Genomic DNA, 25,550 nt, shown 5'->3' with positions numbered 1-25,550 from the left:
TGCTGCTGGCTGCTTTTTCATATTCCATGTTTCAGGGGGGATTTGTGAGCTGGTTTTTGCTTTACAGCTTTCTTCCTTTTGCCCTGTATAGCGGAGCAATGGTTTTTTATTCTTTGGGCGAAGTGGAAATAAGCCGTTCCCTGCCAAAGTCAGAGTATAATGCAGGAGAACCCTTAAAAGTAGACGTTACCATCCGCAGGAGATCATCCTTCCCATTGTTTTATTTGTTTGTGGAGGATGAACTGAACGAACCCCTTAAATTTTCGAATAAAAAAAATAAAGCAAAAATCCTTTTATTTCCCGGATTTAAAAAAGAATTTTCGTTTAAGTACATAGTTGAGGAGCTGCCTCGCGGCGAACACTTCTTTCATTTTTTCAAACTTCGTACCGGTGATCCGCTCGGCTTGATGGAAATAGGTGAAAAAGTGGAGGCGGAAAACAGAATTATTGTTTACCCGGCCTTCAGTGAATTGATTTATCAGCCATTTGAGAACCATTACGACCAAGGGATGACAGTCTCAAGGGAGAGAGTACAAAGAGATAGCACAATGGCTATTGGAGTCAGGGAGTATCAGCCTGGAGACCGGTTTTCCTGGATTAACTGGAAAGCGACTGCAAAGCGAAATGAAATCATGACAAAGGAATTTGAACAACGCCAGTCTCATGACGTGTTTGTTGTAATGGATTGCCTGCCTGACCGGCGATTCGAAACGGTTGTTTCTTTTACGGCATCACTGATTAGGGCGGTTTTAAGAAAAGGGGCACAGACTGGGCTGCTGACAAACAGCAGAGAAAGGTCTTCTTTTCCGCTTAGAGGCGGCGAGAAGCAGATGCAGGAGCTTTTTTACCATCTTGCCAAAATTCAGCCCTACCATTCTTCTTTGGAAAAGGTGATGGAAGCAGAACTCTTTTTAGCGCAGCAATCGATTTCACTTATGCTGGTCACCTCAAAGATTTCTAAGGAGTTAATTGATAAGGCGGCTGCATTTGGACAACGAAAAGGCTCGGTCACCATTTTTTTGATTAAGGATGCGAAAGAGTCCCCAGATAAAAGTGAAATCAGCTTAAAAGCAATGGCCAATGCCCGCGGGGTAAGAATGGTATTGGTTCATGACGGGCAGTTTGCAGCTGCTTTTTCGGAGGTGAATTTGCGATGAGAGCCTCTGTCATGACAAAGGAATTTTCACCTTTTCTGCTGTATGCCTTTGCTTTTTTTATGCTGTGGGAATGGCTTAGGCCATTAGGGCAGCTTACGAACACGGATCAATTGGGAATCTTCATATTTTTCCTGGTTATCGCTTTTTTAGGTGCATATTTTGGAATGAATCGAATTCTTCTATCTTGTATTAAAGGTGTATATATCTTAGGCGCTATTTATTCTTTCTACTTTTCGGGAGGCTTTTTCCATTTTAAATGGTGGAAGTCTTTTGCAAAGATTATAAGTGAAAATATTGGATTCATCATGGACTCGAATTGGAATGAGATGACAAATGAATTTCGTACTCTTTTGTTTTTTATCCTGCTTTGGCTTATCGTGTATTTGATTCAATACTGGCTTTTAAATAGGCAAAGGATCTTTATTTTTTTCTTCATGACCATTATTTATATAACAGTCTTGGATACATTTACGCCATATGATGGAAAAGGTGCGATTGTGAGGACTGTCATTGCGGGTTTTACAGTAATGGGGATGCTTACATTTTATCGCCTCTTGAAAAGGGAAAATATTGAGAAGGAACCTTCCTTTACCCGGAAATGGATGGTTCCCCTTGCGGGAATGATCGTTGTCAGCACGGCTGCCGGCTTCGCTGCACCGAAAGCGGCTCCCATGTCGCCGATCCCGTTCCTTTTATTAAGTCACTAAATGATAAATCGAGTGAAAAAGGATCAGGGGGTGTCTCCCGTATCGGATATGGAACAAATGATTCCAAATTGGGAGGGCCGTTCATTTCTGATAGCAGCATCGTCTTCACTGCTGATGCAGAAAGCAGGAATTATTGGAAGGTGGAGTCGAAGGATGTTTATACGGGTAAAGGCTGGATTACAACCCTTAAGTCGGAAAGGCTAAATTTTAAATCGGGTGAATCGGTTCCGTTGGAATATACTCCTAAAAGTGTGAAGACGGAAAAAGAGCATGCCCAGATAAACATGAATATACTGTATAAGCATATTATCTATCCATATGGTCTTAGAATCATCGGTACTGGAACTCTCACAAAGTTTGAGCTTGATCAGGATTTGGAAAAGATATATAGTTTTGGTCCAAGCAAGCACCCTGAAGTCTTAAGAAAATATTCTGTTGATTTTGAGGTCCCAACCTACCGGGTTTCCGAGCTGACAAAGGTGACGGGAAAAGATGCATCGCAGATGAGTCAGGAATTTATCACCCGATATACACAATTGCCGCAAAGATTGCCGCTGCGTGTCATACAGCTTGCAGAGAAAATAACAGCAGACAAAAACAATTGGTTTGATAAAGCGAAGGCAATTGAGAGCTTTTTCAATAGTCCTGAGTACACATATGACCAAAAGAAGGTCGCTGTTCCCGGCAAAAAGGATGACTATGTAGACCAGTTTTTATTTGAAACGAAGCGTGGATATTGTGATAATTTCTCTACTTCCATGGTCGTTATGCTGAGATCCATCGGTATACCGGCAAGGTGGGTAAAGGGGTATTCCTCAGGTGAATTTAAGAAATACAGCGATACCGATACATCAAGGCAGATTTATGAAATAAGCAATAATAACGCCCACTCCTGGGTGGAGGCCTATTTTCCAAACCAGGGCTGGATTCCGTTTGAACCAACCAAAGGGTTCAGTAACAATATAAAGTTGAATTATGAAATTAAAACAACTCCGGCTGGACAGAGCGAGGCCGTGCCTGCTGTCGCACCGAAGAAACCGCAGCCAAACAGGCTGGAAGAGATGGAGAAGAAAACAGCTACGTCCAAAACAACGATTCAAAAACAAAGCATGTTAAAAAGATCCATGAAGTTCGTCCAAACAAATTGGGGCTGGATTCTATTTAGCCTGTTAGCAGTTGGGACGGCAATCTCATTATTGTATCAAATTCGATTTAGATGGCTGCCGCATTATTTTATTTTCCTATTTAAGTGGAGGAAAAAGGACATTCATTTAGCTAAAGCGTATCTTGTTCTGTTAAAGCAATTGGAACGATACGGGTTAAAACGCAAGAACGATCAGACGCTGAGGAATTATGCAAGATACGTCGATTCGTTCTTTTCCAGCAATGAAATGGGACGCCTGACAAGCCGATATGAACAATATATTTATAACAGCAATCTTCCTGCTGGAAGCTGGAAAGAATTAAAGGAATTATGGGAAAATTTAATTAAAAAGACAATCGCTTGACCGGAAATTTAATCTATTGCTACAATATTAAACAAAATTAATATTGTGCCTTACCTTCATATATCCTCGATGATATGGATCGAAAGTCTCTACCGGCCGCCGTAAATGGCCTGACTATGAAGGCAGAAATTTCTATTAAATATTTTAAGTAAAACTAGAATTCTGCCTTCCTTTATTTTTTATGGGGAGAATTCTAGTTTTTTTGCTTTTCAGAATTTATATCCATAAATTCTGAACGCATAAGAAAAACTAAGGCATCCGCCTAAGGGCTTGGCGGATGCCAAGCTTTTCTAATCATTTCTATGAAATGTTTTTGGATTGCCAGCGAAAAATAAGGGAAGATATTGATGAAAGAGGTGGCCGCCTTGACGGGTAAAATCGAGCTTCAAAATCAAGAAAAAATTGTGGTCCTGGATTTTGGGAGCCAATATAATCAGCTGATTACACGCCGTATCCGCGAGCTTGGAGTGTATAGTGAGCTTCATCCGCATACCATTACAGCGGAGGAAATCAAAGAAATGAATCCGAAAGGCATTATCTTTTCGGGAGGACCTAACAGCGTTTATGATGAAAATTCATTTCGGTGCGATGAGAGCATTTTTGAATTAGGTCTGCCGATTTTTGGAATTTGCTATGGAATGCAGCTCATGACCATGCACTTCGGCGGAAAAGTGGAAAAGGCGAAAAATCGTGAATACGGGAAGGCAGTATTAAGCCTTCAGCATGAATCAAGATTGTTTAGCGGACTTCCGGAAGAGCAAATTGTCTGGATGAGCCATGGAGATCTTGTTGTTGAGGCTCCGGAGGGTTTTAAGGTAGATGGCATCAATCCATCCTGCCCGATTGCAGCGATGAGCGATGAAGACAGGAATCTTTATGCGGTCCAGTTTCATCCGGAAGTGCGCCATTCAGTATATGGCAATGAACTATTGAGGAATTTTGTGTTCAATATCTGCCAGTGCAGCGGCAATTGGTCGATGGAGAACTTCATTGAAATCGAGATGGAAAAAATCCGCCAGACAGTAGGCGATAAAAAGGTATTATGCGCACTTAGCGGCGGTGTTGACTCCTCCGTAGTGGCTGTACTAATCCATAAAGCGATTGGTGACCAGCTGACATGTATTTTTGTGGATCACGGTTTGCTTAGAAAAGGCGAAGCCGATCAAGTAATGAAAACATTAGCTGACGGATTTAATATGAATGTAATCAAGGTGGATGCGAAAGAACGCTTCCTTGGAAAATTACAAGGTGTATCGGATCCGGAACAAAAACGGAAGATCATCGGAAATGAATTTATCTATGTATTTGACGATGAAGCAGCCAAGCTGGAAGGAATTGAATTCCTGGCACAGGGTACGCTTTATACCGATATTATTGAAAGCGGAACGGCAACTGCCCAGACAATCAAGTCGCACCATAATGTAGGCGGACTGCCGGAGGATATGCAATTCAAACTGATTGAACCGTTAAATACACTTTTTAAAGACGAAGTCCGTGCGCTTGGAACAGAGCTTGGCATGCCCGATGAAGTCGTTTGGAGACAGCCATTCCCGGCCCTGGACTGGGTATCAGGGTCCTTGGTGAAATCTCTGAAGACAAGCTGGAAATTGTCAGGGAATCTGATGCCATCCTAAGGGAAGAAGTTAAAAAAGCCGCCTTGAGCGTGAGATCTGGCAATATTTTACCGTTCTGCCTGACATCCGCAGTGTTGGTGTCATGGGTGATGCACGCACATATGATTACACAATCGGCATCCGTGCCGTTACTTCCATTGATGGCATGACGTCAGACTGGGCAAGAATCCCATGGGATCTGCTTGAAATCATTTCAACAAGGATCGTAAATGAAGTTGCTCATGTTAATCGCGTGGTCTACGATATTACAAGCAAGCCGCCGGCAACGATTGAATGGGAGTAAAGAGAGGAATTGCATCGATAAACGAATGATATGAACTTTTTTATAAAAAATGTTCGTGTTTTATGTTGACGTAGTTCCTTGTGCCTGTTAAACTAAAAATGAATTAAAGAGAATATAAATTTGCATCGTATAATCTTGGGGATATGGCCAAAAGTTTCTACCGAGCTACCGTTAATGGCTTGACTACGAGGCAGTGTTTGATAAGGGGATTCTATATCTTTTTCCCTCTTGTTTTTTAGCACATGCCTATGTCAGCGCTCCGGTAGATTCCGGGGCGCTTTTTGGTTGTCCTGCCATGTATCGGAAACTAAAGGATTCGGTACACTACGATTAGGTGCAATTAAATGATAGTTAAATGGGGGAAAGAGAAATGAAAAAGTATTTTCAGTTTGAGGAGCTAGGCACGAATTACCGCCGTGAAACGATGGGGGGCATCACTACCTTCCTTGCAATGGCCTATATACTCATCGTCAATCCGATTACATTGACGCTTGCAAATATTAAAGATCTTCCTGATGCTATGCGTATGGATTACGGAGCCGTTTTCGTTGCGACAGCACTGGCTGCAGCAGTTGGTTCCATTGTGATGGGCTTGCTGGCGAAGTATCCGTTAGCACTTGCGCCAGGTATGGGCTTAAACGCATTCTTTGCATATTCCGTTCTGCTAGGAAGCAAAATCCCTTGGCAGCATGCACTTGGCGCCGTTTTTATCTCTGGTGTATTCTTCTTTTTACTGACATTAACAGGATTACGTGAAAAAATCATCAATGCAATCCCGGTTGAACTGAAGCATGCGGTTGGTGCGGGAATTGGTTTATTCATTACCTTTATTGGACTGCAAAACGCAGGCATCGTGGTGAATAATGATGCAACACTTGTAGGACTAGGCGATTTCACAAACGGCAGTACGCTTCTAGCGATCTTTGGTATCGTTATAACTGTTATTTTAATGACAAGAGGAATAAATGGTGGCGTATTTTACGGTATGATCATTACCGTTATTGTCGGCATGATCTTTGGCTTGATTGATACACCACATAAAGTAGTTTCTGCTGTTCCAAGCATAAAGCCAACATTTGGAGAAGTATTCAGTTCATTTAGTGACAGTTCTTTCTATACAACATCAATGCTTGGTATTATTCTTACTTTCTTATTCGTTGATTTCTTTGATAACGCAGGTACATTAGTCGCGGTAGCCAACCAGGCTGGTTTAATGAAGGATAATAAGCTTCCTCGCGCAGGAAAAGCATTATTCGCTGATTCAATTGCATCAATCGTTGGTTCAGTACTTGGAACATCTACAACCACTTCATATATTGAGTCATCAGCTGGTGTGGCAGCTGGAGCGAAAACGGGCTTTGCATCACTTGTTACAGCAGCATTATTCATCCTGTCACTATTCTTCTTCCCGTTATTATCAGTGGTAACGGCGCCTGTTACAGCACCAGCCCTTGTCATTGTCGGTGTGCTGATGGTTTCATCACTAGGAAAAATTGATTGGGCGAAGTTTGAAATTGCCGTTCCAGCTTTCCTTACAATCATTGCGATGCCTCTTTCATACAGCATTGCCACAGGTATTGCGGTCGGTTTCATCTTCTATCCAATCACGATGCTCGTTAAAGGCCGTGCAAAAGAAATTCACCCAATCATGTACGTGTTCTTCGTCATCTTTGTCCTATATTTCATTTTCTTGAAGTAATAACTTATGCAAAACTTCTAAAGCCGCGAGATATCGCGGTTTTTTTCTTATAAGAATAATGATAATATGATAATGGAATTAGACTTAATTAAAGGAGAGAAACCATGGAGAAAGTATTGATTTTTGGTCATAAAAATCCGGATACAGACACAATTTGTTCTGCCATTGCGTATTCCGAATTGAAAAATAAATTAGGATTTAATACAGAGCCTGTACGTTTAGGCGTTGTAAGTGAAGAAACGAAATTCGTCCTGGACCACTTCCAAAAAAGTGCGCCGCGCTTAGTTGAAAAGGTGGCAGCAGAAGTAAGCAGCGTCATTTTAGTCGACCATAATGAGCGCCAGCAAAGTGCTGACGATATGGAGCAGGTACGGGTTGCTGAAGTTATCGACCACCACCGCGTCGCAAATTTTGAAACAAAGGATCCTTTGTATTTCCGCGTTGAGCCAGTAGGCTGTACAGCGACAATTTTAAACAAAATGTATAAAGAAAATGGAGTCAGCATTGAAAAAGAGACAGCTGGATTAATGCTTTCTGCCATTATCTCTGACACATTGTTATTGAAGTCTCCTACCTGCACTCAGGAAGATATCGATGCTGCACATGAGCTTGCTGAACTTGCTGGCGTTGAGCTGGAAACATACGGACTGGATATGCTAAAAGCGGGTGCAGACTTAAGTGCAAAATCAGTTGGTGAGTTAATCTCCATCGATTCAAAAGTATTCCCAATGGGAAGCGCTCAAGTAGAGATTGCACAGGTTAACGCGGTTGACACGAACGATGTACTGTCCCGCCAAAAAGAGCTTGAAGAAGCAATTGACCGTGTGATTGAGGAAAAGAACCTTGACCTTTTTGTATTCGTGGTAACGGATATCCTTACAAATGACTCCGTTGCGTTAGCGTTGGGTAAAGCGGCAGCGAATGTCGAAAAAGCATTCAATGTGACATTGGATAATAATACGGCTGCTTTAAAAGGAGTAGTTTCACGCAAAAAGCAAATCGTTCCTCCATTAACAGCTTCATTTGAATAATATGCAGGGCCGTCCTCGGACGGCCTTTTACATACTCCAATAAAGGAATTTTTGATTTGGAAAATGAAGTAATAAACAATGTTTTTTTAAAAGTAGGGTTCCAGGGAGGAGAGAGTAGGGGTGGATATTCAGTTAACAGAGAGGTTGTTAAGAATACTTCTTTTAGCAGAAAAAGAAATGAAGGCTTCGAACTGTCAGTCGATACTTCCAATTCATTTGCTTATTGCGTGTTTAGAGGAAAGGACAGGCGTGCTGGGGGAAATTTTTCTGAAAGTAAATATTGATTTGGATAAGTTGCGGTCATCCGCTAATGAAGTGTCCCAAACCGCAGCCAGAAAAGAATTCCTGGAATGGCCTGTTTCCATCCACGTATTTGACGCACTTGCTGAAGCGGCTAATATCATGAAAAGGTATAATCAAATTTATTTAAATGAAGGGCATCTTCTCAAAGCATTGATAAAGATGGAGTTGCTTGATGAGTTTTTATCTGAAGAAAATGAACAAATCATTCTATCTCTCGGCACGACTTCAAGAGATATGATCACTAACCTGCAAAATTACACCTTCCCTGAAGTACCACATCGTAATATTCGTAGAGTTACGCAAGCTGATAATGGAAAGATAACCCGCTTTATGGAGGAGCATTTTGCCGGAGGGTGGGTTGACACTATAAAAATTGCTTTATTACAAGATAATCCTTCTATATATATGGCTTTGGGAGAGAATGAAGAAATACTCGGATTTGCTGGGTTTGATATCGTCGATAATAAGAGGAATTACTTTGGCCCTATGGGTGTGGTCCACTCCTGCCGTAATAAAGGTATAGGATTCTCCCTTCTTCATCACTGTTTAAAGGAAATGAAAGAGATTGGATACGGATATGCCATCATTGGGGGAGCTGGTCCGATAGAATTTTACGAAAAAGCATGCAATGCAGTGGCAATCCCGAGTAGTTAACAGGCAACCTATTAAAAAGGTGATTCCTTGAAGACCCTTACAAGATTCTTTTTCAAATGATCTATTATTGACAATAATAAGTAAAAAAGTATGTAATCATTGACTTCTCTAATCTCCTTTAATAACATGGAAAAGCAAGTCGAAATTCGTCGAATAATGGGAGGGTGGTATGATGCATTTTAAAGTTAAAAAAATATTGAATAATAATGTTATCATCGCCACGCACGAATCCTACGATGAAGTTGTGGTAATCGGTAAAGGAATCGGTTTTAATCGGAAAAGGGATGATTTAATTGAGGATTCTTCTGTTGAAAAACTGTTTGTCTTAAAAAATGAGAAAGAACAGCAGAATTATATTAAGCTATTGCCGTTCCTGGAAGTACAGCTTCAGGAAGTTATCATATCTGCCATCGACCTGATTAAGAAAAGAACCCAAAATAGTCTTAATGAACATATCCATGTTGCCCTAACTGACCACATCATGTTTGCAATAAACCGAATAACGCAGGGGATGGAAATGGCCAATCCTTTCCTCGTTGAAACAAAAACACTATATCCTTTTGAATACGGTATTGCTTCAGAAGTAGTTGAGCTTATTAAGGAAAAGACAGAAATTCATCTTCCAAAAGGAGAAATAGGCTTTATCGCCCTTCATATCCATAGTGCCATTACCAATAAAAATTTATCAGATGTTAACCAGCATTCACAGCTTGTCAGCCATTTGATTGATCTCATAGAAGAGCAGCTTGAAATTCAAATAGATAAGGAAAGTGTCGATTATATGCGGCTTGTGCGGCACCTTCGATTCACGATTGAAAGGGTTAACAACGGTGAGAGGGTGGAGGAACCAGAAAAAATTGCAGCCCTCTTGAAAGATGAGTACCCCGTATGCTATAATCTCTCATGGAAGCTCATTAAGGTGATGCAACAAGCACTTAAAAAACCTGTATTCGATGCAGAAGCTGTCTATTTGACAATGCATCTGCAAAGGCTTCAGAAAAAAGTTAAATAGCTATTATCTTTCAACGTGTTACTGATACGATCAGGCATGAGTGAAGAAGATAATTGAAAAGGAATTTTTGGGGAAACATATCCCTGTAAAGATTCTATCAATTGTTTTCTTTCCTCATGCCTTTTTTATTTTCCGAGTGCTCGTGAATGAAAACGCTTAATGAGTAAAAAAATTAGGAGGTCTTTCTATGTTTAAGAAAGCTTTTGGTGTCTTGCAAAAAGTCGGTAAAGCATTAATGCTTCCGGTAGCAATTTTGCCAGCTGCAGGGATTTTACTTGCAGTCGGAAATGCATTACAAAACCCAGCATTATTAGATTTAGCGCCGTTCCTTGATAACCATGCTGTTTCAATGGTTGCAAAAATTATGGAACAGGCTGGTGGCGTTGTTTTTGGTAACCTGGCACTGCTATTTGCGGTAGGGGTTGCAATTGGTTTGGCTGGAGGAGAAGGTGTTGCCGGTCTTGCGGCTATCGTCGGTTTCCTTATTATGAATGCAACAATGGGAACGGCATTGGGCATAGATGCTGCTTCTTTAACAAAAAACCCTCAAAGCTATGCATCTGTTATGGGTATTCCTACATTGCAAACAGGAGTATTCGGGGGAATCATCGTTGGTATCCTGGCAGCATCTATGTATAACCGTTTCTACGAAATCGAACTTCCTTCTTATTTAGGTTTCTTTGCAGGAAAACGATTTGTTCCGATTGCAACGGCAGCAAGTGCGTTAGTGCTTGGCTTAATTATGATTTTTATTTGGCCGCCGATTCAGGATGGCTTAAATGCATTCTCGAATAATATGGTTAATGCCAATTTAACTCTTTCTGCGTTTATTTTTGGTGTTATCGAACGTTCATTAATTCCTTTTGGATTACATCATATCTTCTATGCTCCATTCTGGTTTGAGTTTGGAAGTTATACAAACCATGCAGGTGTAGTCGTGCATGGTGACCAACATATTTTCATGGAACAAATTAAAGATCGAGTACAAAATCTTACAGCCGGAACGTTCACTACTGGTAAATATCCGTTCATGATGTTCGGTCTTCCAGCAGCAGCGTTGGCGATTTACCAAGAAGCACGTCCTGAAAAGAAGAAATTTGTCGGCGGTCTTATGGCATCTGCTGCATTAACTTCATTCTTAACAGGTATCACTGAACCAATTGAATTCTCATTCTTATTTGTTGCGCCAGTCCTATTTGGTATCCACGCTATTTTTGCAGGATTATCATTCATGGTAATGCATTTATTAAATGTAAAAATCGGTATGACATTCTCTGGGGGATTAATCGACTATATTCTATTCGGTCTAATCAACCCGCAAACTCACGCTTGGTTAGTTATCCCTGTAGGTCTTGTGTTTGCTGTTATTTATTACTTCGGTTTCCGTTTTGCAATCAGGAAGTTCAACTTGATGACACCTGGTCGCGAAAAGGATGAAGAAGAAGATGCTCCTGCTGGAAATGCAGCCGGAAAAGGTGACCTTGCATCCAATATTTTAGATGCTATGGGCGGAAAAGAAAATATTGCTCATTTAGATGCATGTATTACACGTCTGCGTGTTTCTGTAAATGATGCGAAAAATGTAGATAAGGACCGTTTGAAAAAGCTTGGGGCAGCTGGTGTCCTTGAAGTAGGAAATAGCATTCAAGCTATCTTTGGCCCTCGTTCTGAAACCATTAAAGGCCAAATGAAAGATATTATGAATGGAAAAGCTCCACGAGCAGCAGCTGTGAAAGCACCTGAAAAAGGTGTCGAACAGCAAATCGAAGAAGTAAACCCAAAAGCACTTCAAAATGATGAAATAGGTGAAGAGGTTTTCGTAGCTCCAATGAAAGGGGAAGTAAAACCTATTACTGAAGTCCCTGACCAGGTATTCTCCGGTAAAATGATGGGAGACGGTTTTGCAATTGTTCCTACTGAAGGTTTGGTTGTTTCTCCTGTTGATGGCAAGATTATCAACCTGTTCCCGACAAAACATGCTATGGGTATTTTATCTGACGGCGGACGTGAAATTCTAATCCACGTCGGTATTGATACAGTTAACCTTAAAGGACAGGGCTTTGAGACGCTTGTTTCTGAAAATGATCGAATTGTTAAAGGTCAGCCTTTATTAAAGGTAGATCTTGATTATATTAAAAATAATGCTACTTCCATTATCACTCCAGTGGTTTTCACTAACCTTAGCGAAGGCGAAAAGGTTGTTATCGAAAAATCTGGACAAGTTGATGCAAAAGAAGAAGGCATAATCTCAATTAAGAAGTAAGACAAAGAATAAGGCTGCTCCTTTAATTTGAAAGGAGCGGTTTTTGTTATTCAGTTAATGGAAATAAATGGATTGGTAAAACGTGTTGACGCGGGATTGTTCCGGGTGTATTATAGATGAACAGCCGCTGATGACGAGTTAACAGCTACTTGAACTTAAAAAAGTTTAAAAAGATCGTTGACAGTCAGTTGGTCAAATGTTATTCTAATATAGTTGCTTGCGAGCGACACACTAATTTTTAAAAATTGATCCTTGAAAACTAAACAAACAAAAATGTCAACAAAACAAGCAAGACCAAATGAAGACGATCTTGATCGTCGGAATTTGCCAACGTAACTTTATGAGCTAATCACTCACTCTTTATTGGAGAGTTTGATCCTGGCTCAGGACGAACGCTGGCGGCGTGCCTAATACATGCAAGTCGAGCGGATCATTTCGGTGATCAGCGGCGGACGGGTGAGTAACACGTGGGCAACCTGCCTGTAAGACTGGGATAACTTCGGGAAACCGGAGCTAATACCGGATAATCCTTTTCCTCTCATGAGGGAAAGCTGAAAGACGGTTTCGGCTGTCACTTACAGATGGGCCCGCGGCGCATTAGCTAGTTGGTGAGGTAACGGCTCACCAAGGCGACGATGCGTAGCCGACCTGAGAGGGTGATCGGCCACACTGGGACTGAGACACGGCCAGACTCCTACGGGAGGCAGCAGTAGGGAATCTTCCGCAATGGACGAAAGTCTGACGGAGCAACGCCGCGTGAGCGATGAAGGCCTTCGGGTCGTAAAGCTCTGTTGTTAGGGAAGAACAAGTATCGGAGTAACTGCCGGTACCTTGACGGTACCTAACCAGAAAGCCACGGCTAACTACGTGCCAGCAGCCGCGGTAATACGTAGGTGGCAAGCGTTGTCCGGAATTATTGGGCGTAAAGCGCGCGCAGGCGGTCCTTTAAGTCTGATGTGAAAGCCCACGGCTCAACCGTGGAGGGTCATTGGAAACTGGGGGACTTGAGTACAGAAGAGGAAAGTGGAATTCCACGTGTAGCGGTGAAATGCGTAGAGATGTGGAGGAACACCAGTGGCGAAGGCGACTTTCTGGTCTGTAACTGACGCTGAGGCGCGAAAGCGTGGGGAGCAAACAGGATTAGATACCCTGGTAGTCCACGCCGTAAACGATGAGTGCTAAGTGTTAGAGGGTTTCCGCCCTTTAGTGCTGCAGCTAACGCATTAAGCACTCCGCCTGGGGAGTACGGCCGCAAGGCTGAAACTCAAAGGAATTGACGGGGCCCGCACAAGCGGTGGAGCATGTGGTTTAATTCGAAGCAACGCGAAGAACCTTACCAGGTCTTGACATCCTCTGACAATCCTGGAGACAGGACGTTCCCCTTCGGGGGACAGAGTGACAGGTGGTGCATGGTTGTCGTCAGCTCGTGTCGTGAGATGTTGGGTTAAGTCCCGCAACGAGCGCAACCCTTGATCTTAGTTGCCAGCATTCAGTTGGGCACTCTAAGGTGACTGCCGGTGACAAACCGGAGGAAGGTGGGGATGACGTCAAATCATCATGCCCCTTATGACCTGGGCTACACACGTGCTACAATGGATGGTACAAAGGGCTGCAAAACCGCGAGGTTGAGCCAATCCCATAAAACCATTCTCAGTTCGGATTGCAGGCTGCAACTCGCCTGCATGAAGCCGGAATCGCTAGTAATCGCGGATCAGCATGCCGCGGTGAATACGTTCCCGGCCTTGTACACACCGCCCGTCACACCACGAGAGTTTGTAACACCCGAAGTCGGTGGGGTAACCGCAAGGAGCCAGCCGCCTAAGGTGGGACAGATGATTGGGGTGAAGTCGTAACAAGGTAGCCGTATCGGAAGGTGCGGCTGGATCACCTCCTTTCTAAGGAAACTGTCCTTACGGACATTACAGTGTTGACCACTTTTTGTTTGTTTAGTTTTGAGGGAGCAATTCTCTCAAGGCTTTATTTTTTTGTTCCTTGAAAACTAGATAATCGTAAAGAAGAAACCAAGTAAGAACCGAGTAATCGCCATTTTAGTTTTCTCTCTTATTAGTAAGAGAAAAAAACCTTTTAGGTTAAGTTAGAAAGGGCGCACGGTGGATGCCTTGGCACTAGGAGCCGATGAAGGACGGGACTAACACCGATATGCTTCGGGGAGCTGTAAGTAAGCTTTGATCCGGAGATTTCCGAATGGGGAAACCCACTGTTCGTAATGGAACAGTATCTTTACCTGAATACATAGGGTATTGAAGGCATACCCGGGGAACTGAAACATCTAAGTACCCGGAGGAAGAGAAAGCAAACGCGATTCCCTGAGTAGCGGCGAGCGAAACGGGACATAGCCCAAACCAAGAGGCTTGCCTCTTGGGGTTGTAGGACACTCAACATGGAGTTACAAAGGAACGGGGTAGATGAAGCGACCTGGAAAGGTCCGTCATAGAAGGTAAAAACCCTGTAGTTGAAACTTCGTTCCCTCCTGAGTGGATCCTGAGTACGGCAGGACACGTGAAATCCGGTCGGAAGCAGGGAGGACCATCTCCCAAGGCTAAATACTCCCTAGTGACCGATAGTGAACCAGTACCGTGAGGGAAAGGTGAAAAGCACCCCGGAAGGGGAGTGAAAGAGATCCTGAAACCGTGTGCCTACAAGTAGTCAGAGCCCGTTAATGGGTAATGGCGTGCCTTTTGTAGAATGAACCGGCGAGTTACGATTACATGCAAGGTTAAGTTGAGAAGACGGAGCCGCAGCGAAAGCGAGTCTGAATAGGGCGATTGAGTATGTGGTCGTAGACCCGAAACCAGGTGATCTACCCATGTCCAGGGTGAAGGTAGGGTAACACCTACTGGAGGCCGAACCCACGCACGTTGAAAAGTGCGGGGATGAGGTGTGGGTAGCGGAGAAATTCCAATCGAACCTGGAGATAGCTGGTTCTCTCCGAAATAGCTTTAGGGCTAGCCTCACGTAGTGAGAGTCTTGGAGGTAGAGCACTGTTTGGACTAGGGCGCCTCATCGGGTTACCGAATTCAGACAAACTCCGAATGCCAAAGACTTATCCGTGGGAGTCAGACTGCGAGTGATAAGATCCGTAGTCAAAAGGGAAACAGCCCAGACCACCAGCTAAGGTCCCAAAGTATACGTTAAGTGGAAAAGGATGTGGAGTTGTTTAGACAACCAGGATGTTGGCTTAGAAGCAGCCACCATTTAAAGAGTGCGTAATAGCTCACTGGTCGAATGACTCTGCGCCGAAAATGTACCGGGGCTAAACGTATCACCGAAGCTGTGGATGGACACCGTATGGTGTCCGTGGTAGGAGAGCGTTCTAAGGGCGTTGAAGCTAGACCGTAAGGACTGGTGGAGCGCTTAGAAGTGAGAATGCCGGTATGAGTAGCGAAAGACGGGTGAGAATCCCGTCCACCGAATGCCTAAGGTTTCCTGAGGAAGGCTCGTCCGCTCAGGGTTAGTCGGGACCTAAGCCAAGGCCAAAGGCGTAGGCGATGGACAACAGGTTGATATTCCTGTACCACCTTTTTATCGTTTGAGCAATGGGGGGACGCAGGAGGATAGGGTAAGCGCGCTGTTGGATATGCGCGTCCAAGCAGTTAGGCTGTCAGTGAGGCAAATCCCACTGGCGTGAAGGCTGAGCTGTGATGGCGAGGGAAATTTAGTACCGAAGTTCCTGATTCCACACTGCCAAGAAAAGCCTCTAGCGAGATAAATGGTGCCCGTACCGCAAACCGACACAGGTAGGCGAGGAGAGAATCCTAAGGTGAGCGAGAGAACTCTCGTTAAGGAACTCGGCAAAATGACCCCGTAACTTCGGGAGAAGGGGTGCTCTTTGGGGTTCATAGCCTCGAAGAGCCGCAGTGAATACGCCAGGCGACTGTTTAGCAAAAACACAGGTCTCTGCGAAGCCGCAAGGCGAAGTATAGGGGCTGACGCCTGCCCGGTGCTGGAAGGTTAAGAGGAGGGGTTAGCGCAAGCGAAGCTCTGAATCGAAGCCCCAGTAAACAGCAGCCGTAACTATAACGGTCCTAAGGTAGCGAAATTCCTTGTCGGGTAAGTTCCGACCCGCACGAAAGGCGTAACGATCTGGGCACTGTCTCAACGAGAGACTCGGTGAAATTATAGTACCTGTGAAGATGCAGGTTACCCGCGACAGGACGGAAAGACCCCGTGGAGCTTTACTGCAGCCTGATATTGAATTTTGGTACAGCTTGTACAGGATAGGTAGGAGCCTGAGAAACCGGAGCGCCAGCTTCGGTGGAGGCGTCGGTGGGATACTACCCTGGCTGTATTGAAATTCTAACCCGCACCCCTTATCGGGGTGGGAGACAGTGTCAGGTGGGCAGTTTGACTGGGGCGGTCGCCTCCTAAAAAGTAACGGAGGCGCCCAAAGGTTCCCTCAGAATGGTTGGAAATCATTCGCAGAGTGTAAAGGCACAAGGGAGCTTGACTGCGAGACCTACAAGTCGAGCAGGGACGAAAGTCGGGCTTAGTGATCCGGTGGTTCCGCATGGAAGGGCCATCGCTCAACGGATAAAAGCTACCCCGGGGATAACAGGCTTATCTCCCCCAAGAGTCCACATCGACGGGGAGGTTTGGCACCTCGATGTCGGCTCATCGCATCCTGGGGCTGTAGTCGGTCCCAAGGGTTGGGCTGTTCGCCCATTAAAGCGGTACGCGAGCTGGGTTCAGAACGTCGTGAGACAGTTCGGTCCCTATCCGTCGTGGGCGCAGGAAATTTGAGAGGAGCTGTCCTTAGTACGAGAGGACCGGGATGGACGCACCGCTGGTGTACCAGTTGTCTTGCCAAAGGCATCGCTGGGTAGCTATGTGCGGACGGGATAAGTGCTGAAAGCATCTAAGCATGAAGCCCCCCTCAAGATGAGATTTCCCATAGCGCAAGCTAGTAAGATCCCTGAAAGATGATCAGGTTGATAGGTCAGAGGTGGAAGCACGGCGACGTGTGGAGCTGACTGATACTAATCGATCGAGGACTTAACCAAGTCATTTATGACAAAGCGAACTCGACTTACTTCTTCTTCTTACATTATCTAGTTTTGAGGGAACAAACCTCAAACCAAATAGTCTGGTAATAATGGCGAGAAGGCCACACCCGTTCCCATACCGAACACGGAAGTTAAGCTTCTCAGCGCCGATGGTAGTTGGGACTTTGTCCCTGTGAGAGTAGGACGTTGCCAGGCACGATGAAGACAACCTGAATAGGGTTGTCTTTTTTTTGTTTTTATAAACCTGCGGATACCTTTTTCCGATTTACTAGAGATTAGTGAGAAATTGTTGAAAGATGGATCATTAGTGTAGAAAGTCCAATTGAAATGTAGAATCTGCTCCTTTAAATGTAGAAAAGGGCAGTCCTAGTGTAGATAAATGAAGAAAAGGTGTAGAAAAAGCCGCTCATTTAGGTCTGGGAATTCTTTTCAGAAGGCACATTCAAAAGAATGGAAATTTTTAATATAAAATAAAAGTACACATTAATCCGACCCTTTTCTCACTAGTTATTTTAAAAAATCCATTTATGGGTAATGGGTAAGTAAAAGAGATATAGAGGAGAAATTAATATGTATTTAACCATTGTACTGAAGCTGGTGTTTGGATATTTCGGCCTTCTCATTGTTACCCGATTAATAGGAAAAAAAGAAATGGCACAGGTTACACCATTTGATTTTGTGTTTGCTGTGGTGTTTGGGGGAATTGTGGAGCAAGCAGTTTTTAGTAAGGGTATTTCGATATTTCATATGCTGTTTGCCATTGTACTGTGGGGCGGACTCGAATTTATGACAGAAAAGGCTTCAGAGAAATTTGGCTGGCTCAGAGGCCCTGTTAAAAGGGAGAACCTCTATTTTAATTAAAGATGGAGAAATAGATATAAAGGAAATGGAAAAAAACAGCATGGAGATGGAGCAATTAAGGACGATGCTACGGCAGCAGGGTGTTTTTTCACTGGAGGAGATAAAATATGTTTTCCTTGAAACCAGCGGGCAGATCAGTGTAATGAGGAAACCTGCCTTTGAGCCATTTACTCCTGAGTTATTAAAAATGGAAGCACCTGAAAAGACTCCTTCCATCCTCCTTATAGATGAAGGGGAAGCTGAGGGTGAAGGATTAAAAGAAATAGGCAGGGATAAACAGTGGCTGATAACTGAGCTAAAGAAAAAAGGGGTTGAGAAGATTGAAGATGTTTACTATGCTGAATGGAGCGCCCAAGATGGCCTTTTTATAAAAAGATATAACGCAAGCCATACTAATTAATAACGAATGTATGGTCGGTAAGCGAAAAAAGGAGAATTTTTAAATGGGTAAAAAAGTGCAATTTGAAGTTCAGCCAGATGAATCAATTGATCAGTGTTTAGACCGGATGCGTGCGGAGGGCTTTGTACCTGTCAGACGTATGGAGAAACCAATTTTTCAGGAAGTGAAAAAAGGCAATGAAACGGTTTACGAGCCGGTTGGCAGGCAAATCGTCTTTGAAGCAAAATCTATCGAGTGAAAAGCGAACGAAAATAAAAAGTTAAAAAATATCGTTCGTGTATTTGTTGACATTGCAGCAATTTCATTGTTAATATTGAGGGGAGATGGCCCAAATAGACAAAATGAATTGTCTGTAAGGGCTTTTTGCTTTTTTATAGAACAGAAAGATAAATGAATATTGATAACCTGGTACATTTATCGGAAAAATAATATTGAGATATTGGACAAGTGAAAGGACGGGAAAAGATGATCGAGCGGTATACACGCCCTGAAATGGGAGCAATTTGGACTGATGAAAACCGATTTAAAGCATGGCTGGAAGTAGAAATACTTGCATGCGAGGCTTGGGCAGAACTTGGGGATATTCCTAAGGAAGATGTGCAGCGTATAAGAGAACGTGCAGGTTTTGATATTGAACGAATTAAAGAAATCGAAGAGGAAACAAGACATGACGTGGTGGCCTTTACTCGTGCGGTATCTGAGACGCTGGGTGAGGAGAGAAAGTGGGTCCATTACGGACTTACCTCGACGGATGTAGTTGATACTGCACTTTCCTACTTATTGAAGCAGGCAAACGAAATTATACGAAAAGATCTGGAGAGCTTTATTGAGATCTTAGCGGCGAAGGCACAGGAGAATAAGTATACTGTCATGATGGGCCGTACCCACGGTGTCCATGCTGAACCGACTACATTCGGATTAAAGCTTGCTCTCTGGCATGAAGAAATGAAACGCAACCTGGAGCGTTTTAACCAGGCGGCAACAGGAATTGAGTTTGGCAAAATCTCCGGTGCGGTAGGAACGTATGCAAATATTGACCCATTTGTGGAGCAATTCGTATGTGAAAGACTGGCCTGCAGGCAGCGCCAATTTCAACACAAACACTGCAAAGGGACCGGCATGCCCATTACCTGTCAACGCTTGGATTGATTGCTACTTCGATTGAGAAATTTGCAGTGGAGATTCGCGGTCTGCAGAAAAGTGAAACACGCGAAGTAGAGGAATTTTTTGCAAAGGGACAAAAGGGCTCTTCAGCAATGCCTCATAAACGCAACCCGATCGGTTCCGAGAATATGTCGGGTCTTGCCCGAGTGGTGCGCGGTTATATGCTGACGGCTTATGAAAATGTAGCTCTATGGCATGAACGGGATATTTCGCATTCATCGGCGGAAAGGATTATTCTTCCGGACGCAACCATTGCGGTTAACTATATGCTGAACCGCTTCGGCAATATCGTAAAGAACCTAACCGTCTTCCCAGAGAATATGAAGCGAAATATGGACCGTACTTTAGGGTTAATATACTCACAGCGTGTTCTTCTTGCATTAATTGATAAAGGGCTTGCACGCGAAGAAGCTTATGATATTGTGCAGCCTAAAGCGATGGAAGCATGGGAGAAACAAGTGCCGTTCCGCGGGCTGTTAGAGGAAGATGAACAAATTACTTCAAGGCTCTCAAGGGAAGAAATCGCTGATTGCTTTGACTATAAATATCATCTTCAGCATGTGGATACAATTTTTGAGAGACTTGGCTTATAAAGAAAACTCGCCGATTGGCGAGCCCTTTTTGGCGAAGACAGAGGGGTAGTTGCCCTTATTAGCTAAAATGGAGGTCGGCTTTTATAGCCGCCTTTTGTTTTTTGGCTAAAAAAATGAGGCTCCCGAGAGAGCCTCATTTCTTATAGAGGGTTAAACGGCATAATGTCATCAAGCTTAACATTGCCGCCATTTTTCTCTATTGTATCTTCAATTTTTTTAATCATTTTTTCTTCATTTAAAGAATCACCTTTTGAAAAACTCGGGACCGATGGATGCTCATCATTAGGCTTATTCTTGTTATTTTGATTTATGTTGTTATCCAATGGATCTAGCTTGCCATTATTTAGGTTTGTCGAGCCTTTTGTCTCGTTGTTAATACCCTGCTGCTCCATAAAGGATTTTAAGTTAGGGAAATCCCCCTGTTTTCCATCAAACCCGTTTGCATCCTTGTTATGATCCTGTTTCTCCATAAATCCCATTTGATCGGGAACCATGTCACTGCCTCTTTCAAATAGAGCAGTAATGGGACAAAACCGGACAATGCCCTCGGCTATTTTCATGCCCCCAAGCATGGCCATTATCAGATAGGAATCTCGCCACGGCTTTTTGACCAGCTTAGCAGTGATCCAAGTAAGAATGGTGAATCCGATTGTAATCCTGATTAAGGCGTTTATGATCCCAATATTCGGTTTCAGTTTCAAGTTGTTCACTCCTTCACACGTTTTTATCATTTGTTTGCAATTCTTTAATGCGTTAAATAACGAATTATGGTAGGATAGAACCGATAGTTTTTGTAAGGGCTTACTTTTTGAAAAATTAAATTTATTTTATATAGAGAATGAAATATATTGGGGGGATCTCATATGCTGGAACAGCGCTACCGTTGGAAAAGTAAACAGTTGCGTGAACATATCGCTGTTTTGGACGGTACCAAGCCGCCTGACATTTTATTGAAAAATGCAACATATTTAAATCAGACTTTTCGGCAGTGGATAACAGCCAACATTTGGATTTCAGGTGACCGAATTGTTTATGTCGGGCAAAAACTGCCTGAAAATCTGGATAGCTGTGAAATAATTGATTGTGCAGATGAAATACTTGTTCCAGGTTATATAGAGCCGCACGCCCATCCATTTCAATTATATAATCCCCATTCTTTAGCTGCTTATGCGTCTCAGTTCGGAACGACAACACTGTTAAATGATAACATGGCACTCGTTTTGCAATTGAAAACAAAGGAAGCGTTTTCATTGTTGAAGGATCTTCAGAAAAGCCCTGTCAGCATGTTTTGGTGGTGCCGTTTTGATGCACAAACGGAAATTTTGAATGAAGACGAAGTTTTTTCCCACAGCAATATCAAATCCTGGCTCGAATTGGATTCGGTTTTGCAGGGGGGAGAACTGACGGGATGGCCGAAGCTGCTGGATGGCGATGACATGATGCTTCACTGGATCCAGGAAGCGAAAAGGTTGCGCAAACAGATTGAAGGTCATTTTCCAGGGGCATCGGAAAAAACGCTGGCAAAAATGATGCTGCTTGGTGCTGATTGCGATCATGAATCGATGACAGGGGAAGAGATATATAACCGTTTAATGCAGGGATACATGGTGTCGCTGAGGTATTCTTCCATTCGTCCAGATTTGCCCGTTTTGCTTGATGATATGAAACGGCTTGGAATTGAGGCATACGATAAGCTAATGTTTACAACAGATGGCTCATCGTCCAATTTTTATAAGCAGGGACTTATCGACCAAATGATCCAGATTGCTATTGAGAAAGGCGTTCCGCTTATCGACGCATATAATATGGGGACGATAAATGTGGCGCGCTATTATAATATTGAGCATCTGCACGGGAATATTGCGACCGGCCGCGTTGCCAGCATCAATTTCTTAGCGGATCAGGAAAACCCCACTCCTGTTTCAGTCCTTTCTAAAGGAAAGTGGGTAAAACGAAACGGTAACGCAACCAATACATTTGCAGCCATTCACTGGGGTGATCATGGGCTGCATCCGATGAAAATGGACTGGGAACTGACTTCTGATGATCTGCAATTTTCAATGCCTTTTGGAATTCAAATGGTGAATGCCGTCATTACAAAGCCCTATTCCATTTCAATCGATGTTTCAACGGAAGTATTAAGCGAGGATCATGATGAATGCTTCTTTATGCTGCTTGACCGCCATGGTAAATGGAGGATTAATACTATTTTAAAAGGCTTCGCCAACAAGCTGGGTGGACTTGCAAGTTCTTTTTCCAATACCGGGGATATTATTTTAATTGGAAAAAGTAAGGATGATATGATGCATGCCTTTAATCGGATGCGCGAGTTGGGCGGCGGTATTGTATTGTCCGAAAATAATCAAACCATTTGTGAGGTTCCGCTTGCTTTAGGCGGAATCATGACAGACCTGCCTGTCGAGGAATTAATGAAGGAAGAAGAACAGCTGCTTGAAGTCCTGAGGGAAAGAGGCTATGGCTTTTCGGACCCGGTGTACAGTCTGCTGTTCTTCTCCTCTACCCATCTGCCTTACATCCGGATCACCCAGCGGGGCATGTACGATGTAATGAATAAAATGGTACTCTTTCCGTCAATAATGCGTTAAAATATGAAAGAGATAGAGAGCAGCATGTATGATGGCACCACGGAAAAATTTAGGGGTGTATAGGGGAATGATGAAACGATTGGCTACTGCAGCAACTGTTGCCATTCTGATACTTTCAGGCTGCAGTCACAAAGAAACTGTCAAAGAGCCGGTGAAAAAAGCAAAAGAACCTCATAAAATCGAGAAAAAGGCTGAAGAGAGCGACCAGTACGCTTATCATTTTCCATTGACGGGCATTGGATCTGAAACTAAAACGGATGACAGGGCAGTAGCGGTAATGATCAGCAACCATCCAAAGGCAAGGCCGGAATCTGGCATAAATAAAGCGGATATTGTGTATGAAATACTTGCCGAAGGGGATGTAACCCGCTTCCTTGCGGTTTTCCAAAGCGAAAAGCCGGAAAAAATCGGCCTGTCCGAAGTGCACGCTCTTATTTTATTAATATTGCAAAGGGCTTGAACAGCCTTTACATTGCTCACGGCTATAGTCCTGAGGCAAAGGCGATGCTGGCAAACGGCTATGTTGATAATTTAAATGGAATGGTCTATGATGGCACATTATTTAAAAGGGCGAGTTTCCGTAAGGCTCCTCACAATTCTTATATTGAGTATAAAAACATCTTAAAGGGTGCACAGCAGAAGCATTATAAGATGGACACTCCTCCTGCTGCTTTTACGTTTATGACGGATAAAGAAAGCGGCAAGCTTACGGGGAGAGAAGTTAAGTTCGCTACAGTATCCTATTTCTCAAGCCGAATGTTTACTGCAAAGTATGAATACGATTCCGCACTCGGCAAATACAAACGTTTTTCCGGCGGGGAACAAACCATTGACCTTGAATCGAAAGAGCCTGTGCTGCTGGATAATATTTTGATTGTCGAAATGAAGCACCAGGTGGTTGATCGCTCAGGACGCCGTGAAATTGATTTGCAATCAGGTGGGAAAGGCTACCTTCTGCAAAAGGGCAAGATGAATGAAGTGGAATGGAGAAATGTGGGTGGAAGGATTATCCCTTTCATTAATAGTTCAGAGGCTCCCTTCGTTCCAGGGAAAACGTGGGTAAATATCGTTCCGACTGATCCTGGTCTGTTAAAAAGTGTAACATTAAACGTACAATAGATTTAAAGGAGATATACTATGCAAATTAATAAGCTAAGGGGTAAAGAACTGGATCAGCTTTTTAAATCCGTTTTGTCTTTAAATGATTTAGAAGAGTGCTACCGTTTTTTCGATGACCTCTGTACAATAAATGAAATCCAATCACTCGCCCAGCGCCTTGAAGTGGCAAGGATGCTGAAGGATGGCAAGACGTACCACAAGATTGAGACCGAGACAGGAGCCAGCACAGCTACCATTTCACGCGTTAAACGCTGCTTGAATTATGGCAACGATGCATATGAAATGGCACTTGATCGAATTAAGGAGTATGAAGAAGCTCCAGTTAAAGACGAAGAGTAAGCAAACCGGAGAAAATTTCTCCGGTTTTTATTTTCGTCTAGGAAATTATAAATTAAATGATGTGAATAACTTCTACAAGTTGTATTAATCTAGCTCCACAAGGAATGCTTCGGCAGCATATACTTCGCACGAAGAAAAAGCGAAAGCTTTTTCGAGGAGCACCCAGCCCCTCGGGGTCATAAGCCAAATCACTTCAGAAATCAGGATTTCCTGCGTGATTCGTCTTATGCCTGTCGGGGCTAACCAGGGCGCTTGCGCCTTTTGTTTTTGTTCAGCCTTAAGTCTTAGAAAAAAATAATTCTCAGGCTAGATATAGAAATTTTTGATATAGTCTAATATGGGGTTAGGGAAAAAATGGGTTATTATCCATTTTTTAAAAAGTTCATGATGGGGGAAAACAGGAGAATGATGAAATCAATTATACGTTTTAGTATGAAAAATGCAGTCGCGCTAGTATTAATTATGCTGCTTATAATCGGCGGGGGTATCTATTCGTTAAAGGAAATCAATATTGAGAAATATCCTAACGTTGATATTCCTTATATGACGGTTGTAGTTCCGTATCCCGGTGCTTCACCTGAGCAGTCCATAAAGGATATCGGAGAGCCGTTGGAAAGAGAGCTCATGAATATTGAGGGAGTAAAAAACGTCTATACAGACGGAGTTGCCAATGTCGTGTATGCAACAATGGAATTTGATATGTCGGTCAATATGAAAGATGCTGAGCAGCTTGTAAGATCAGCAATCGATAAAGTAAAGCTGCCTGACACAGCGAAAAGCCCTGATATTATCAAGCAGGGACCAGAACCGGATCCTACCATTTTCTCCATGGGGATTTATGCAGGTGAAAATAACGCAGAAGTTCAAAGGTTTGTGCAGGATAAAGTTGTTCCAAGGCTTGAAGTCATTGATGGTGTCAGCAAAGTGGATGTAGGAGGAGTAGCGGAAAACATCGTAACAATTCGACTGCTTCCCGAAGAGCTAAAGAAAAGAGGCATAACTCTTGATGACGTTAAAAATGCCATCAATGCCAATAATCTGACGATTCCAACTGGAGATGTATCACTAGCTAAGGAAGAATTGCCTGTTCGGGTAAGCAAGGAATTGAAGTCGCTTGACGATGTGAGGAATATTCGCTTGTTTGCAAAAGGAGCAGCAGTACCTGGCTCGTCCCGGCACTCCAAAAATTAAAA

Annotated in this window: 15 protein-coding genes, 3 rRNA genes, 4 pseudogenes and 2 riboswitches; of the genes and pseudogenes, 21 read left to right on the top strand and 1 reads right to left on the bottom strand. The window is 43.2% G+C overall.

All coding sequences use genetic code 11. The features are described from left to right. The first annotated feature begins 44 nt into the window (after positions 1-44). The 16 genes and pseudogenes from RCG23_RS10180 (at position 45) to purB (ending at position 20,293) form a co-directional block, all read left to right on the top strand. Positions 45-1,157, top strand: a complete 1,113-nt coding sequence (locus RCG23_RS10180; RefSeq protein ID WP_308179606.1) for a DUF58 domain-containing protein — start codon at positions 45-47, stop codon at positions 1,155-1,157. Beyond that, a complete protein-coding gene (locus RCG23_RS10175) occupies positions 1,154-1,864 on the top strand; it encodes a hypothetical protein (RefSeq protein WP_308179605.1) in 711 nt (236 codons plus the stop codon). The genes RCG23_RS10180 and RCG23_RS10175 overlap by 4 nt, the downstream gene beginning before the upstream one ends. Continuing rightward, complete coding sequence (locus RCG23_RS10170; protein WP_308179604.1) at positions 1,756-3,372, top strand: DUF4129 domain-containing transglutaminase family protein; 1,617 nt, start codon at positions 1,756-1,758, stop codon at positions 3,370-3,372. The genes RCG23_RS10175 and RCG23_RS10170 overlap by 109 nt, the downstream gene beginning before the upstream one ends. Positions 3,373-3,408: 36 nt before the next feature. Then, a riboswitch (purine riboswitch) is annotated at positions 3,409-3,509 on the top strand. A 210-nt stretch (positions 3,510-3,719) separates the two neighbouring features. Then, positions 3,720-5,289 (top strand): annotated as a pseudogene (gene guaA, locus RCG23_RS10165) (glutamine-hydrolyzing GMP synthase). A 105-nt stretch (positions 5,290-5,394) separates the two neighbouring features. Next, positions 5,395-5,495, top strand: a riboswitch (purine riboswitch). Between the two features lie 164 nt (positions 5,496-5,659). After that, entirely contained in the window at positions 5,660-6,988 is a 1,329-nt protein-coding gene (locus tag RCG23_RS10160; protein ID WP_308179603.1) for an NCS2 family permease, read from the top strand. A 104-nt stretch (positions 6,989-7,092) separates the two neighbouring features. After that, positions 7,093-8,019, top strand: coding sequence for a manganese-dependent inorganic pyrophosphatase (locus RCG23_RS10155; protein WP_308179602.1), 927 nt, complete (start codon positions 7,093-7,095; stop codon positions 8,017-8,019). A 120-nt stretch (positions 8,020-8,139) separates the two neighbouring features. Then, complete coding sequence (locus tag RCG23_RS10150; RefSeq protein WP_308179601.1) at positions 8,140-8,976, top strand: GNAT family N-acetyltransferase; 837 nt, start codon at positions 8,140-8,142, stop codon at positions 8,974-8,976. Positions 8,977-9,145: 169 nt separating this feature from the next. Further along, positions 9,146-9,988, top strand: a complete 843-nt coding sequence (gene glcT, locus RCG23_RS10145; protein WP_308179600.1) for a glucose PTS transporter transcription antiterminator GlcT — start codon at positions 9,146-9,148, stop codon at positions 9,986-9,988. Between the two features lie 187 nt (positions 9,989-10,175). Then, the gene (gene ptsG, locus RCG23_RS10140) at positions 10,176-12,251 is read left to right on the top strand and encodes a glucose-specific PTS transporter subunit IIBC (protein WP_308179599.1); all 2,076 of its coding nucleotides are present in this window, start codon (positions 10,176-10,178) and stop codon (positions 12,249-12,251) included. 360 nt (positions 12,252-12,611) lie between these two features. Beyond that, a 16S ribosomal RNA gene (locus RCG23_RS10135) occupies positions 12,612-14,146 on the top strand. Positions 14,147-14,339: 193 nt separating this feature from the next. Further along, positions 14,340-17,272, top strand: a 23S ribosomal RNA gene (locus RCG23_RS10130). Between the two features lie 82 nt (positions 17,273-17,354). After that, positions 17,355-17,470: ribosomal RNA gene (gene rrf, locus RCG23_RS10125) — 5S ribosomal RNA — on the top strand. The 16S, 23S and 5S rRNA genes sit together here, the layout of an rRNA operon. A gap of 375 nt (positions 17,471-17,845) precedes the next feature. Then, on the top strand, positions 17,846-18,136 hold the full coding sequence (locus RCG23_RS10120) for a DUF421 domain-containing protein (protein WP_308179598.1): 291 nt from the start codon (positions 17,846-17,848) through the stop codon (positions 18,134-18,136). Further along, positions 18,087-18,536 (top strand): DUF421 domain-containing protein, encoded by a 450-nt coding sequence (locus RCG23_RS10115; protein WP_308179597.1) that lies wholly within the window; start codon positions 18,087-18,089, stop codon positions 18,534-18,536. The genes RCG23_RS10120 and RCG23_RS10115 overlap by 50 nt, the downstream gene beginning before the upstream one ends. A gap of 43 nt (positions 18,537-18,579) precedes the next feature. Continuing rightward, a complete protein-coding gene (locus RCG23_RS10110) occupies positions 18,580-18,774 on the top strand; it encodes an NETI motif-containing protein (protein WP_308179596.1) in 195 nt (64 codons plus the stop codon). Between the two features lie 227 nt (positions 18,775-19,001). Then, positions 19,002-20,293, top strand: a pseudogene (purB, locus tag RCG23_RS10105) (adenylosuccinate lyase). Between the two features lie 491 nt (positions 20,294-20,784). Here the strand turns inward: purB and RCG23_RS10100 are convergent. Further along, positions 20,785-20,994: pseudogene (locus RCG23_RS10100) on the bottom strand (DUF2892 domain-containing protein); the annotation flags it as partial. 162 nt (positions 20,995-21,156) lie between these two features. Between RCG23_RS10100 and RCG23_RS10095 the strand changes: the two are divergent. The 5 genes and pseudogenes from RCG23_RS10095 (at position 21,157) to RCG23_RS10075 (ending at position 25,548) form a co-directional block, all read left to right on the top strand. Beyond that, complete coding sequence (locus RCG23_RS10095) at positions 21,157-22,899, top strand: adenine deaminase C-terminal domain-containing protein (protein WP_308179595.1); 1,743 nt, start codon at positions 21,157-21,159, stop codon at positions 22,897-22,899. Between the two features lie 28 nt (positions 22,900-22,927). Further along, a pseudogene (locus RCG23_RS10090) lies at positions 22,928-23,487 on the top strand (DUF3048 domain-containing protein); the annotation flags it as partial. Between the two features lie 63 nt (positions 23,488-23,550). Beyond that, entirely contained in the window at positions 23,551-24,018 is a 468-nt protein-coding gene (locus RCG23_RS10085; protein WP_308180027.1) for a DUF3048 C-terminal domain-containing protein, read from the top strand. 18 nt (positions 24,019-24,036) lie between these two features. Next, positions 24,037-24,357, top strand: a complete 321-nt coding sequence (locus RCG23_RS10080; RefSeq protein ID WP_308179594.1) for a YerC/YecD family TrpR-related protein — start codon at positions 24,037-24,039, stop codon at positions 24,355-24,357. A 405-nt stretch (positions 24,358-24,762) separates the two neighbouring features. After that, positions 24,763-25,548, top strand: a complete 786-nt coding sequence (locus RCG23_RS10075) for an efflux RND transporter permease subunit (RefSeq protein ID WP_308179593.1) — start codon at positions 24,763-24,765, stop codon at positions 25,546-25,548. The last annotated feature ends 2 nt before the right edge of the window (positions 25,549-25,550 follow it).

It is taken from the genome of Neobacillus sp. PS3-34 (assembly GCF_030915465.1).
Classification (GTDB): Bacteria; Bacillota; Bacilli; order Bacillales; family Cytobacillaceae; genus Neobacillus_A.
This window is presented reverse-complemented; position numbering and strand designations above follow the sequence as displayed.